Source organism: Pseudomonas sp. 5.2 (assembly GCF_059025405.1).
Genome location: NZ_JBYBHH010000010.1, coordinates 203,957 through 216,442, shown reverse-complemented (window position 1 = coordinate 216,442; position 12,486 = coordinate 203,957). Strand labels below are relative to the sequence as shown.

The window sequence follows — 12,486 nt, the reverse complement described above, 5'->3', positions numbered from 1 at the left end:
ATCGGACGTCGAGGGATGGGTATGGTTCGGCAGCTGATGTTGCAAGACATTTTTTTGGACGTGTTTGAAAGAAAAAACTGACTGAGGTATCAGACGCTCCTGAATTCTCTTCGCAAAGGTGAAACGGCAAAGTAGACGGCTTCCATATCTCGCATGAATGTATTCAAAAGGATACAGAAAGTGGAAACCTTGGCGACTACAAAAGCGTTGGGGGGGTAAGTGAGCTTCGCATCAACGTTTCTGCAGGTTATCGAGTCTATTTCACGCGTAAGGGAGCCAAAGTGATTTTTCTGCTGGTGGGCGGAGACAAATCTTCCCAGACCGCCGATATCCTCAAAGCGAGAAAGCTGGTGGAGGAGATGAAATGAGCGAAAAGTTGATCCCTTTTGATATCGCCGACTTGCTTGACAGTGATGCAGCAATCAGCGAATACCTCAGCCAGGTGCTATCCGATGGCGATACAGATGAGATTATCCGGGCCATCGGTCATATCGCTCGGGCACGAGGAATGACACAAATCGCTGCACAGAGTGGGTTAGGTCGAGAAAGTCTCTATAAAGCACTTAGCCCAGGCGCTAAGCCCCGCTTTGATACAGTGCTTAAAGTCATACGTGCCCTAGGCGTGGAGCTTTTTGTTCAGCCCCATACGTCGTCGCATTAGATTTCGCAGGCTAGGCTAGTACCTGCCTCATCTGCACCAACGCCACTCGCTTCCCATCCGGCGCCTGGCGTTCTTCGATGCCGAACGGCACAAAACCGAGCTGTGGATAAAGCAGCAACCCCGCCGTGTTGTGATTGAAGCACGACACCCAAATCTCTCGCGCCGCAAACTGTTCGCGGGCCAGCTCGATCATGGCGGTTACCAGGTAGCTCGCCACCCCATGGCCGCGGGCAGCTGGCGCCACCACCACGTTGCCCAGGGCGCACACGCCGCCGTGCTCGGCTTTGTAGAAGTTGGCAAAGCCCAGCACCATGCCGCCGCCTTGCACCACCGTAGAGCCGTTGCGCTGGGCGATGGCGTCGGTCAATTGCACGGGGGTTAGGGGGTAGGTGGCTTTGGGGAACATGTAGAACAGTTCGTCCGGGCCCTGGGGGAAGCAGCAGATGGCGGGGATGTCGCTGGGTTGAACAGGGCGGTGGCTGAGGTGCATGGCAGGTCCTTTTGCAGTGCGTTGGCTGGCCGTTTGCGGCCAAGCCCCGCTCACAGGCTAGCACTGCCTCAGTGGGAGATCACCGTCGACTGCTCACGGCTTGGCCGCCACCGCCACAATCCCCTTGATCGCCGCAGGTGCATGAGGCTTGGCCTTGCGTGCCAGCAAGTACTGGAAGCGCCGCCATTCCTTGTCGATCTCGCTGTACGACATGAACACGCTGACACGCTCTTTATCGGCGAGGTCCGGGCGAGTGCGCGCATCGATCTCGTTCTTGGGGATGAACGCAATGTTGATACCCACCACCTGGCCATCATCAGCGAACACTGGCCCGCCAGACATGCCCTTGACCATCGGGCCGTCGTGCAGCGAGTAGAAGACACTGCCCGGCGTACCTTCAAGGCGCACCAGCGACGGCAACGCATGGCCCTTGCCCTGCACGGGAATCATCAGGCTGTTGAAGCCGACCGCCGTCACCGACTCACCCGGTACGTATTGCCGCCAATGCGGCACCTCGCTGGCCTTGTGCTTGAAGAACACCACATCGCCGAGGCCCTCATGGACCACGTTACGCAGGAAGGGGGTGTGTTTGGCGGTCACTGCGTAGTCTTCGTTCCACTGGATGGCGCTGGCCATCAGCAACAGCGGCAGCGGCGCACCTGAGGTGACCACGAAAGCTTGGCTGTAGACAGGATCGGAGACGTAGGACGTTGGCACTCCATTGCACCCACTCAGCAGCATCATTGCTGCCAGACAGGGCACGGTTGTTTTCATGTGTCACACAGTCGTGGAGAAATGGGGGCGCAAATATGGCTAAGAGCCATCATGCTGGCAATACTTTGTGCATATATCCGACGAGTGACATCTTAAGTAGGGGGGAGGGTAATGGCCAATAGATTCCCGGCATGGCTGCAGGGCTGACAGTCAGGCGTGCGGCGTCAATTTGATGGGTGGGTGGAGGCTGTGGTTTTGGTGCGCTTTTCAGCTGGGGTGAGCTGCGATGAGCTCAATTGAGCTGTATTCGAGCTGCATTGAGCTATATTGAGCTCTATTGAGCTGTATTCGGAGTTCCGATGACTTTGCCAAACAAAATTCTGAGTGCGCTGGAAGGCGAGCAAGCCCTGAGTTCTCGTGAAATTGCCGAGCTTTTGGGGCTCAGTTGGTCAACCGTCAAACGCCACCTTGATGTATTGATGGAGGCGGGGAAGATTCAGCGTGAGAGAGAAGGACGCACCGCCCGCTATCGGCTCGTACACGCATCTGCGACCCGTCTCCAAAGCATTCCCGCACAAGTTATCGCTTCAGATCTGCCGTGGTCTTCCGAAAGCATTAACCTACGCAAATCCTTGCTGCTTCCACTGGCTATGCGTGACGTCGTCACGTATCAGCGAGATCTGGTCGATAGTTATCAGCCTAATCAAACCACGTGGCTATCTCCTGATCTAGCGGAAACTCTGGAGGTTGAAGGCAGAATGAAGGGGCAGCAGCCTGCAGGCACCTATGCCCGGAAAGTGCTGGAGCCCCTGCTGATCGATCTCTCCTGGTCTTCATCGCGTCTTGAAGGCAACCGCTACACGCTGCTCGACACTGAGCGGTTGTTCAAAAGCGGTATAACCGATGGCGATCTGGATGCGGTGATGCTGCTCAATCATAAGGCAGCCATCGAGTTCATGATCGATGCGGTACCGGAGTATGGCCTCAACTCAGCGGTGATTCGCAACTTGCATGCCTTACTGATGCAGGATCTGCTAGCAGATAGCACTGCGTTGGGCAGTATTCGCCAGACCGTGGTGAACATCAGCGGCACCACCTATTTCCCCACCCAGGTTCCCACTTTGCTGGAGGAGATGTTCGAGCAGATTCTCGACAAGGCCAGGCAAATCAAGAGCCCTATTGAGGCGGCGTTTTTCTTGTGGGTGAACCTGGCTTATCTGCAGCCGTTCGAGGATGGCAACAAACGCACCAGTCGACTGGCGGCGAATATCCCGTTGATGCTCTACAACTGCTCGCCATTATCGTTCCTGGATGTGACACCCCAGGACTATGCACTCGCCATGATGGGGGTTTATGAACAGCGCGACATGGCTATGGCGGTTGATCTGTTCGTCTGGGTTTATCGTAGGTCCATCAAAAAGTATGGCGTCATGCTTGAAGCCATGGGTGTACCCGACCCCGTGCGTCTGCACTTTCGAGAGGTGCTGAACGAGGCAATCAATGCTGTGGTGCGCGACAGGCAGGCAGTAGGCGCAGTGGTCGCCGGGCTGTTGTTGTCGGAACACGAGAAGTTGCAGTTCGAACCGCTGTTGCAGGCAGAGCTGGATAGTCTGGCGCTGCATAACTGCGCCCGGTACCGGCTGGGCATGAGGCAGGTGCAAGCTTGGATCGAGGCGGGGCGGCCACGTTGAGTGGGCATTCCCCCAAAAACCTTGTCTTTTTTGTCCTTCGGCCGCAGTTAGCTGACTCCACAGAAAATTACACAAACAGTAACTTTCTGTGGAGTGTGTTTCCTCTGACTTCAAGTCCGAGGCATAGCGCCATCCGCGGCAATCAATCCTTGCTGGCGTTGAGCTTGCGCAGTTCTTCATAGGTAGCCGACTGCACGAACCAGAAGCCGGATACGATGCACCAGCTCAGGCTGCCAACGACGAAAATGCCCAGGCCAGCGAGGAAGCCGCTGGTGAACATGGCGACCAGCGCAAAAAGCCAGATCACGGCGAGGGAGATGTAGAGGACCAGGTTGTTGACGCTGATGACGAAATCTTTCACTTGCAAATTCCTTGTTGAAATCTGGAGAACGGCGCCCATCCAAGGGCTAGCGAATGATATCACAATGCCTTCATTGGGCTGCCCGCGGAGGCCGTTCCGGGTGCTGTCGGATACCGTGATGGGGGGAGGAGGTGGAGTAGGGGGCTGAGAAGTGCTTGCCGTGAGATCGAGCGCCGCCCGCGCGGCGCTTCGCAGCACAAGGCTGCTCCTACAGTTGTTGCGGGCCAATTATTCCTGGGGCATGGGCCCGCGACCCTCTTGGCGCCTGCCTCAACATTGAGTTGCACGAACCAGGCAATCGCGCGCCGGCCTCACTGACGTGACTGGCCCGAAACAACTGTAGGAGCAGCCTTGTGCTGCGAAGCGCCGCGCGGGCGGCGCTCGTTCTTGAGAGCGCTGCAGATCTGAAGGCATGCACCTGTTAGCCACAGTGCAATGCCATGGCGCGTACCTGATGCCGCCCCCAGCCAAAATCCAGGCGAAAAAAAACCGACCATAAGGTCGGTTTTTTCCGGATTTTGGTGCCCCGAGGGAGACTCGAACTCCCACTCCTTTCGAAAACGGATTTTGAATCCGCCGCGTCTACCAATTCCGCCATCAGGGCAGTGGCGCGCAGTATAGAGAGGTGCTTCTGGTCGGTCAATCGGGTTTCATGGTCAATTTTCACACATTGGGCTAAACTTCCCGGCCCTGCCGAACCGAACATCATCATGCGCGTCGCCGATTTTTCCTTCGAACTCCCCGATTCCCTGATCGCCCGCCACCCTTTGGCCGAGCGCCATGGCAGCCGTCTGCTGGTCCTCGATGGGCCGAGCGGCGCCTTGGTACATCAGCAATTCACCGACCTGCTCGACTATCTGCGCCCCGGCGACCTGATGGTGTTCAACAACACCCGGGTGATCCCGGCGCGGTTGTTCGGGCAGAAAGCCTCCGGCGGCAAGCTGGAAGTTCTGGTCGAACGTGTGCTCGACAGCCATCGGGTGCTGGCGCACGTACGCTCCAGCAAGGCACCCAAGGTCGGTGCGCAGATTCTCATCGATGGCGGTGGCGAGGCCGAAATGGTCGCGCGCCACGACACGCTGTTCGAGCTGCGCTTCACCGAAGAGGTGCTGCCACTGCTTGAACGCGTCGGGCACATGCCGCTGCCACCCTACATCGACCGCCCCGACGAAGGCGCCGACCGTGAGCGTTACCAGACCGTCTACGCCGAGCGTGCCGGTGCTGTAGCCGCACCCACGGCCGGCCTGCATTTCGACGAAGCGCTGCTGGAAAAGATCGCCGCCAAGGGCGTGGAGCGGGCCTTCGTGACCCTGCACGTCGGCGCGGGCACCTTCCAGCCGGTGCGGGTCGACAAGATCGAAGACCACCACATGCATAAAGAGTGGCTCGAAGTGAGCCAGGATGTGGTGGATGCTGTGCAAGCCTGCCGTGCCCGTGGCGGGCGCGTGGTTGCCGTGGGCACCACCAGCGTGCGTTCGCTGGAAAGCGCTGCGCGCGATGGCGTGCTCAAGGCCTTCAGCGGCGATACCGATATTTTCATCTACCCAGGCCGCCCGTTCCATGTGGTCGACGCCTTGGTCACCAATTTCCACCTGCCGGAGTCCACGCTGCTGATGCTGGTCTCGGCCTTCGCCGGCTACCCCGAAACCATGGCCGCCTATGCGGCGGCGGTTCAAGAAGGGTACCGCTTCTTCAGTTACGGTGATGCCATGTTCATCACCCGCAATCCGGCGCCACGCGGGCCCGAGGATCAAGCATGAGTCGCACCTGTCGAATGTCCTTCGAACTGCTGGCCACCGACGGCAAGGCCCGTCGTGGTCGCATCACCTTCCCCCGTGGCACCGTGGAAACCCCGGCGTTCATGCCGGTCGGCACCTATGGCACGGTCAAAGGCATGCTGCCGCGTGACATCGAGGCCATCGGCGCCGAGATGATCCTTGGCAACACCTTCCACCTGTGGCTGCGCCCGGGTACCGAGGTGATCAAGAAGCACAACGGCCTGCACGATTTCATGCAATGGAAAGGCCCGATCCTCACTGACTCCGGTGGCTTCCAGGTATTCAGCCTGGGCGCGATGCGCAAGATCAAAGAGGAAGGCGTGACCTTCGCCTCGCCTGTCGATGGCTCCAAGGTGTTCATGGGCCCTGAAGAGTCCATGCAGGTTCAGCGTGACCTGGGCTCGGACGTGGTGATGATCTTCGACGAGTGCACGCCATACCCGGCCGAGCACGATGTGGCGCGAACCTCCATGGAGCTGTCGCTGCGTTGGGCCCAGCGTTCGAAAAACGCCCACGCCGATAACACCGCGGCGCTGTTCGGCATCGTCCAGGGCGGCATGTACCAGGACCTGCGCATGCGCTCGCTGGAAGGCCTGGAAAACATCGGTTTCGACGGCCTGGCCATCGGCGGCCTGTCAGTGGGTGAGCCCAAGCACGAAATGATCAAGGTGCTGGATTACCTGCCAGATCAGATGCCCGCTGACAAACCTCGTTACCTTATGGGGGTAGGCAAACCGGAAGATCTCGTTGAGGGTGTGCGCCGCGGCGTCGACATGTTCGACTGCGTGATGCCGACGCGTAACGCGCGCAACGGCCATCTGTTCGTCGATACAGGGGTGATCAAGATCCGCAACGCGTTCCATCGCCACGATGAATCGCCGCTGGATCCGACCTGTGATTGCTACACCTGCACCAACTTCTCCCGCGCGTATCTCCACCACTTGGACAAATGCGGCGAAATGTTGAGCAGCATGCTGAATACCATCCACAACTTGCGCCATTACCAGCGCTTGATGGCCGGTTTACGCGAGGCTATTCAACAGGGTAAATTGGCCGCCTTTGTCGACGCCTTCTACGCCAAACGCGGGCTGCCTGTGCCGCCTTTGGGCTGACTGTCAGCACTAAAATATTAAAATTCAGTAATGGAGTGCCTCATGAGCTTTCTGATTCCCGCCGCTTACGCGGACGCAGCTGCACCAGCCGCCGGCCCAGCCGGTACCGGTTTTGAATGGATCTTCCTGGTCGGCTTCCTGGTCATCTTCTACCTGATGATCTGGCGTCCACAGGCCAAGCGCGCCAAAGAGCAGAAGAACCTGCTGGGCAACTTGCAGAAAGGTGACGAAGTTGTCACCAACGGCGGCATCGCCGGCAAAATCGTCAAAGTTACCGATGACTTCGTGGTGCTGGAAGTGTCCGACACCGTCGAGCTGAAGTTCCAGAAGGGCGCCATCGCCGCGACCCTGCCAAAAGGTACGCTCAAGGCTATCTGAGTTACCGGTTTTATTTTTCCAGTCGGGGCGCGCAACGCGCCCCGCGTCTTGAACGGGCGGCGTGATGCTGAACAAATACCCTCTGTGGAAATACGCACTGATCTTGCTGGTACTGGCGATCGGTTTTATTTATTCCGCTCCCAACCTCTACCCGGATGACCCGGCGGTGCAAGTCAGTGGTGCCAGTTCGGCGCTGCAGGTAAGCCAGGCCGACCTCGATCGCGTCACCAAGGCGCTGACCGATGCCGGTATTACCGTCAAGGGCGGCAGCCTGGGTGAGAAGGGCAGTGCGCTGATTCGCCTGACCAACCAGGAAGACCAGCTTCCAGCCAAGGATGTAGTGCGCAAGGCACTGGGCGATGATTACGTCGTGGCCCTGAACCTGGCACAGACCACTCCGCAATGGCTGCGCAACCTGGGTGCAAGCCCGATGAAACTGGGCCTGGACCTGTCCGGTGGTGTGCACTTCCTGTTGGAAGTGGACATGGACAAGGCCATGAGCGCCCGCATGAAGGTCTATGAAGGCGAGGTCAAAACCCTCCTGCGCAAAGAGCGCATCCGCTACCGCAGCCTGCCTCAGCAGGATGGCGGCATCATGCTGGGCTTCTCTGACGATGCAACCCGCGAGCAGGCACGTGCCCTGATCCGCAAGAATTTCAGTGATTTCGACCTGACCGCCACCGAGCGTAATGACCTCGCTGTGCTGCGTCTGGCGCTGACTCAGGCGAAAGTCGCCGAGATCCGCGAATACTCGATCAAGCAGAACCTGACCACCGTCCGCAACCGTGTCAACGAGCTGGGCGTGGCCGAGCCGCTGGTTCAGCGCCAAGGCGCCAACCGTATCGTGGTCGAGCTGCCAGGCGTGCAGGACACTGCCGAAGCCAAGCGTATCCTCGGCAAGACGGCCAACCTGGAGTTCCGCTTCGGTGCCGAGCCGGGTGCGTCCAAGGCGACCACCGAGGTCTTCGAGTTCCGTGAGGGCGGCCGTTCCGCCCCGGTCGAGCGTGGCCTGATCATCACCGGTGACCAGGTCACCGACGCCCAGGCCAGCTTCGACGAGCATGGCCGCCCGCAAGTGAACATCCGCCTGGATGGCCACGGCGGCGAGCTGATGAGCCGCGCCACGCGCAGCAACGTCGGCCGCAGCATGGCGGTGATCTTCATCGAGCAGAAGCCTGTCACTCGCTACGTCAAGCAGACGGTCGACGGCGTCGAGAAGGAAGTGCCGGTACAGAGCTTCCAGGAAGAGAAAAAGATCATCAGCCTGGCGACCATCCAGTCGCCACTGGGCAGCCAGTTCCGTATCACCGGCCTGAACGGCCAGGGCGAGTCGTCCGAGCTGGCGCTGCTGCTGCGTGCCGGTGGTCTGGCCGCGCCGATGTACTTCGCTGAAGAACGTACCATTGGCCCAAGCCTGGGTGCGGACAACATCACCAAGGGTATCGATGCGTCGTTGTGGGGCATGCTGTTCGTCTCGCTGTTCATCATCGCCATCTACCGCGGCTTCGGCGTGATCGCCACCGTCGCCCTGGCGGGCAACATGGTGCTGCTGCTGGCGCTGATGTCGCTGCTGGGTGCAACCCTGACCCTGCCGGGTATTGCCGGTATCGTGTTGACCATGGGTATGGCGGTAGACGCCAACGTGCTGATCTTCTCGCGTATCCGTGAGGAGCTCAAAGCCGGCATGTCGGTGCAGCGCGCCATTCACGAAGGTTTCAACCGCGCCTATACCGCGATCATCGACGCCAACCTGACCAGCCTGCTGGTCGGCGGCATCCTGTTCGCCATGGGTACCGGCCCGGTCAAGGGCTTTGCGGTCACCATGTCCCTCGGGATTTTCACCTCGATGTTCACCGCCGTCATGGTGACCCGCGCTATGGTCAACCTGACCTGTGGCGGGCGTGACATCAAGAAGCTGTGGGTTTGAGGGAGCTGCGATGAAAACCATCAACTTCATGGGCGTGCGCAATGTCGCGTTCGCCATCACTGTGCTCCTCACCGTCCTGGCGTTGTTCAGCTGGTGGCAGAAGGGCCTGAACTTCGGCTTGGACTTCACCGGCGGTACGCTGATCGAGCTGACCTACGAGCGCCCGGCCGACCTCAAGGCGGTACGTGCCGAGCTGGTCGAGTCCGGTTTCCACGAGGCTGTGGTGCAGAGCTTCGGCGCTACCACCGACCTGCTGGTGCGTATGCCGGGCGATGACCCGCAGCTGGGCAGCAAGGTTGCCGAGGCGCTGCAGAAGGCCGGCGGCGACAACCCGGCTACGCTCAAGCGCGTCGAGTTCGTTGGCCCGCAGGTGGGTGAAGAGCTGCGTGACCAGGGTGGCATGGGCATGCTCCTGGCCCTGGGCGGCATCCTTATCTACCTGGCCTTCCGCTTCCAGTGGAAGTTCGCCGTGGGCGCGATCATCTCGCTGATCCACGACGTGGTGGTGACGCTGGGTATTCTGTCGTTCTTCCAGATAACCTTCGACCTGACGGTATTGGCGGCGGTGCTGGCGATCATCGGTTACTCGCTCAACGACACCATCGTCGTATTCGACCGGGTGCGTGAGAACTTCCGCGTGATGCGCAAGGCGTCGCTGATCGAGAACATCAACGTCTCGACCACCCAGACCCTGCTGCGTACCATCGCCACCTCGGTGTCGACCTTGCTGGCCATCGCTGCGCTGCTGTTCTTCGGCGGTGACAACCTGTTCGGCTTCTCGCTGGCGCTGTTCATCGGCGTCATGGCCGGTACCTACTCGTCGATCTACATCGCCAACGTGGTACTGATCTGGCTGAACCTGAACAGCGAAGACCTGATTCCGCCAGCCAAGGCTGAGGGTGTGGACGAGCGTCCGTAAGGGCTTTTCCTGCGCCGTTTGGCGAATCAAGAGGCGCGAGTATTGAACTCGCGCCTTTTTTTTTGCTCCAAGGCAGGGAGAAGGCGGGCCAAGTCCCGCGGGTATGATCAGGAGGTTCACGTGAATAAATCAATGCTGGTGGGTGCGGTGCTGGGTGCTGTCGGTGTAACTGCCGGAGGTGCTGTGGCGACCTACAGCTTGGTGAACAAAGGGCCTGAGTACGCCCAGGTCACCGACGTGCAGCCAATCAAGCAGCAGGTGAAGACGCCGCGTGAAGTCTGCAAGGACGTCACCGTGACGCGTCAGGCGCCGGTCAAGGACCAGCACCAGATCGCGGGTACGGTAGTGGGTGCGCTGGCCGGCGGCCTGCTGGGTAACCAGATCGGCGGCGGTACCGGCAAGAAGATCGCCACCGTGGCCGGTGCGGTCGGTGGTGGTTATGCCGGTAACAAGGTGCAGGAAGGCATGCAAGAGCGTGATACCTACACCACGACGCAAACCCGCTGCAACACAGTCCACGACATCAGCGACAAGGTCGTTGGGTATAACGTGAAGTACACCATTGGTGATCAGGTGGGGCAGGTGAAGATGGACCACGAGCCTGGCTCGACCATTCCTGTGGACAAGAATGGCAAGCTGATCCTCAGCGAGAATCAGGCCGGGCAGTGATCGCCATCTGCTGAAATCCGTTGTATCTAAAATCCCTTGTAGGAGCAGCCTTGTGCTGCGAAGAGGCCGGTGAAAACACCCTAGATCTACTGTGTTTTCACCGGCCTCTTCGCAGCACAAGGCTGCTCCTACAGTTGGCGCAGCTATATCACTGGGTGAGCGGCTAGCAGCTTGCGAAGCCTGACGCGGTCCGGCTTGCCGGTGGGGGTTAAGGGTATTCGCTCGAGTGCTGTGACGTTGGCATTGATCCCCAGTCGGTCCAGCCCCCCGCTCAGCTCATTCAACCGCTCCAGGGCGTCAGCGATGTTGGCTTGCACCACCACCTGGGCGCGTCGACGATCCTGCTCGTCGACCAGTATCACCACCCGTTCGAATTTCATGGCCTGTGCAATCTGCGCTTCGAGGGCCGGTGCGAACTGGGTGCCTTGTTTCGTCAGCAGGGCATCGGTCGCACGCCCCATGGGCATCAGGCTGCCGTCGGCCAGGCGCCGGGCGATATCGCCGGTGGCGTAGGCTTGGTCCTCGCAGGGAATGGGGGGAGGTGGGAAGTACCCCGAGCCGCGGTGTGCGGAGCGCGCGATGATTTCGCCGACCTCCGGTTGCGCAGGGTCCAACGCTTTCAATGTGACCTCGACATCACCCACCGGGCGCATGCCGCAACCCACTTGCAGCCCAGGCGCGAAGTTGGCCAGGACCATGCCAAATTCCGTCGAACCATAGATCCGCTTCAGGTGCACACCTAAGTGGCGTTCGCACTCCAGCACCACATGGTCATCCAGGTAGGCCCCACCACAGAACGGTTTGCTCAGTGCTGGCAGGCGAATGCCGCGGCTTTGCGCGGCCTGGGCCAGCGCCAGGTACTGTGACGGCAACGCGCTCATCACGCTGATGCGTTGTTCGTGCAGGGTTTGCAGGGTGTTCTCGACCTGGGTGGCATCGCCCAGGTACAGCGTGGCGCCCGTCAGCAAGGCCGGGAACACATGCAGGTCCACCGCATGCCCGCCATCGAGGGTGTGGATGCTCAAGTAGCGGGCGCTGGCATCGAGGCCGGCGCTATCGACCCAGTGCATGATTTCCCGGTACAGCCTGTCCTGGCGCCACAGTGCAAGTTTGGGAGCCCCGGTGCTGCCGGATGTTTCCTGCATACGCATCAAGCCGGCGCAGTCACGCCAGGCGGGTGTCTTGAGGTTGACGGGTGTCGGCGAGTGCAGGGTAAAGCCAGGGATGCCCAGGCCCGCCGGCACGATGCCGGCTTCGGTCACCAGCAGGGCGGCACCGACCTGGCCCAGGCGCATGGCGCGCTGGTGGATGCTGCTGGCCACGCTTACAGGGCAATGAATCAGCCCCAGGCTGGCCATGGCGAACAACAGAGCGACATAGCCGCTACTGTTGCCCAGTTGGGTGGCAACCACGTCGCCTTCGCGCAGGCCTGCGGCGTGCAGCCTGGCGCGCAATTGATCGATATCATGCAGCAGTTCGCCGTAGCTGCGGGTCTTGCCATGGCTGTCGACGATCGCCGGGTGGTCGCGATGGCGTGCAACCATGCTGAAGAACTGTTGCTGGAACATGCAGGGGTCTCCTTGAGGGGCAGCCGAACTACAGCTTCAGGTGTCTTCCCTTGCCGTCCATGTGCAAAGCGGTGCAGCCTGCCGTATGCAGGCTGGTGCCACGCTAGTTAATAGGCTGCGCGCGGCGCCTGGTACCTCCCAGAACAGGGAGGTTGTGGTGCGCCTGGCAGTTTTATTACTGTCTTCGACCGCCTGCGTCGGGTGGGTAACTCGTCGGC

General features: G+C 60.0%; 12 protein-coding genes, 1 tRNA gene and 1 pseudogene. 9 read left to right on the top strand and 5 right to left on the bottom strand.

Going from position 1 to position 12,486, the window contains the following annotated elements; all coding sequences use genetic code 11:
* Positions 1-179 precede the first annotated feature (179 nt).
* Together AC5PZ0_RS17170 and AC5PZ0_RS17165 are read left to right on the top strand one after the other, a co-directional pair.
* Positions 180-368: pseudogene (locus tag AC5PZ0_RS17170) on the top strand (type II toxin-antitoxin system RelE/ParE family toxin); the annotation flags it as partial.
* Positions 365-661, top strand: coding sequence for an addiction module antidote protein (locus AC5PZ0_RS17165; RefSeq protein WP_027595525.1), 297 nt, complete (start codon positions 365-367; stop codon positions 659-661). The pseudogene AC5PZ0_RS17170 and the gene AC5PZ0_RS17165, both read left to right, overlap by 4 nt.
* A gap of 10 nt (positions 662-671) precedes the next feature.
* Here the strand turns inward: AC5PZ0_RS17165 and AC5PZ0_RS17160 are convergent, their stop codons facing one another.
* Both AC5PZ0_RS17160 and AC5PZ0_RS17155 read right to left on the bottom strand, forming a co-directional pair.
* Positions 672-1,151, bottom strand: a complete 480-nt coding sequence (locus AC5PZ0_RS17160) for a GNAT family N-acetyltransferase (RefSeq protein ID WP_085272634.1) — start codon at positions 1,149-1,151, stop codon at positions 672-674.
* Between the two features lie 93 nt (positions 1,152-1,244).
* Positions 1,245-1,892, bottom strand: coding sequence for a S1 family serine peptidase (locus AC5PZ0_RS17155; RefSeq protein ID WP_027595527.1), 648 nt, complete (start codon positions 1,890-1,892; stop codon positions 1,245-1,247).
* Positions 1,893-2,224: 332 nt separating this feature from the next.
* On the opposite strand from AC5PZ0_RS17155, the gene AC5PZ0_RS17150 reads away from it, so the two are divergent.
* Complete coding sequence (locus AC5PZ0_RS17150) at positions 2,225-3,556, top strand: Fic family protein (protein ID WP_493855374.1); 1,332 nt, start codon at positions 2,225-2,227, stop codon at positions 3,554-3,556.
* Positions 3,557-3,698: 142 nt separating this feature from the next.
* Here the strand turns inward: AC5PZ0_RS17150 and AC5PZ0_RS17145 are convergent, their stop codons facing one another.
* Together AC5PZ0_RS17145 and AC5PZ0_RS17140 are read right to left on the bottom strand one after the other, a co-directional pair.
* Positions 3,699-3,917: a hypothetical protein gene (locus tag AC5PZ0_RS17145; RefSeq protein ID WP_085272636.1), complete on the bottom strand. Its 219-nt coding sequence runs from the start codon at positions 3,915-3,917 to the stop codon at positions 3,699-3,701.
* 519 nt (positions 3,918-4,436) lie between these two features.
* A tRNA-Leu gene (locus AC5PZ0_RS17140) sits at positions 4,437-4,521 on the bottom strand.
* A 106-nt stretch (positions 4,522-4,627) separates the two neighbouring features.
* On the opposite strand from AC5PZ0_RS17140, the gene queA reads away from it, so the two are divergent.
* The 6 genes from queA to AC5PZ0_RS17110 all read left to right on the top strand — a co-directional run bounded on the left by queA (position 4,628) and on the right by AC5PZ0_RS17110 (position 10,700).
* The gene (queA, locus tag AC5PZ0_RS17135; protein ID WP_027595528.1) at positions 4,628-5,677 is read left to right on the top strand and encodes a tRNA preQ1(34) S-adenosylmethionine ribosyltransferase-isomerase QueA; all 1,050 of its coding nucleotides are present in this window, start codon (positions 4,628-4,630) and stop codon (positions 5,675-5,677) included.
* Between the two features lie 14 nt (positions 5,678-5,691).
* The gene (gene tgt / locus AC5PZ0_RS17130; RefSeq protein WP_077068621.1) at positions 5,692-6,807 is read left to right on the top strand and encodes a tRNA guanosine(34) transglycosylase Tgt; all 1,116 of its coding nucleotides are present in this window, start codon (positions 5,692-5,694) and stop codon (positions 6,805-6,807) included.
* A gap of 42 nt (positions 6,808-6,849) precedes the next feature.
* Positions 6,850-7,185 carry a preprotein translocase subunit YajC gene (gene yajC, locus AC5PZ0_RS17125; protein WP_027595530.1) on the top strand — a complete coding sequence of 112 codons (336 nt, stop codon included), beginning with the start codon at positions 6,850-6,852 and terminating at the stop codon, positions 7,183-7,185.
* Between the two features lie 64 nt (positions 7,186-7,249).
* Positions 7,250-9,112: a protein translocase subunit SecD gene (gene secD / locus AC5PZ0_RS17120; protein ID WP_027595531.1), complete on the top strand. Its 1,863-nt coding sequence runs from the start codon at positions 7,250-7,252 to the stop codon at positions 9,110-9,112.
* Between the two features lie 10 nt (positions 9,113-9,122).
* Positions 9,123-10,031, top strand: a complete 909-nt coding sequence (gene secF, locus AC5PZ0_RS17115; protein ID WP_027595532.1) for a protein translocase subunit SecF — start codon at positions 9,123-9,125, stop codon at positions 10,029-10,031.
* A 120-nt stretch (positions 10,032-10,151) separates the two neighbouring features.
* A complete protein-coding gene (locus tag AC5PZ0_RS17110) occupies positions 10,152-10,700 on the top strand; it encodes a glycine zipper 2TM domain-containing protein (RefSeq protein WP_027595533.1) in 549 nt (182 codons plus the stop codon).
* Between the two features lie 143 nt (positions 10,701-10,843).
* Here the strand turns inward: AC5PZ0_RS17110 and AC5PZ0_RS17105 are convergent, their stop codons facing one another.
* Positions 10,844-12,268 (bottom strand): class I adenylate-forming enzyme family protein, encoded by a 1,425-nt coding sequence (locus AC5PZ0_RS17105; protein WP_493855373.1) that lies wholly within the window; start codon positions 12,266-12,268, stop codon positions 10,844-10,846.
* Between the last annotated feature and the right edge of the window lie 218 nt (positions 12,269-12,486).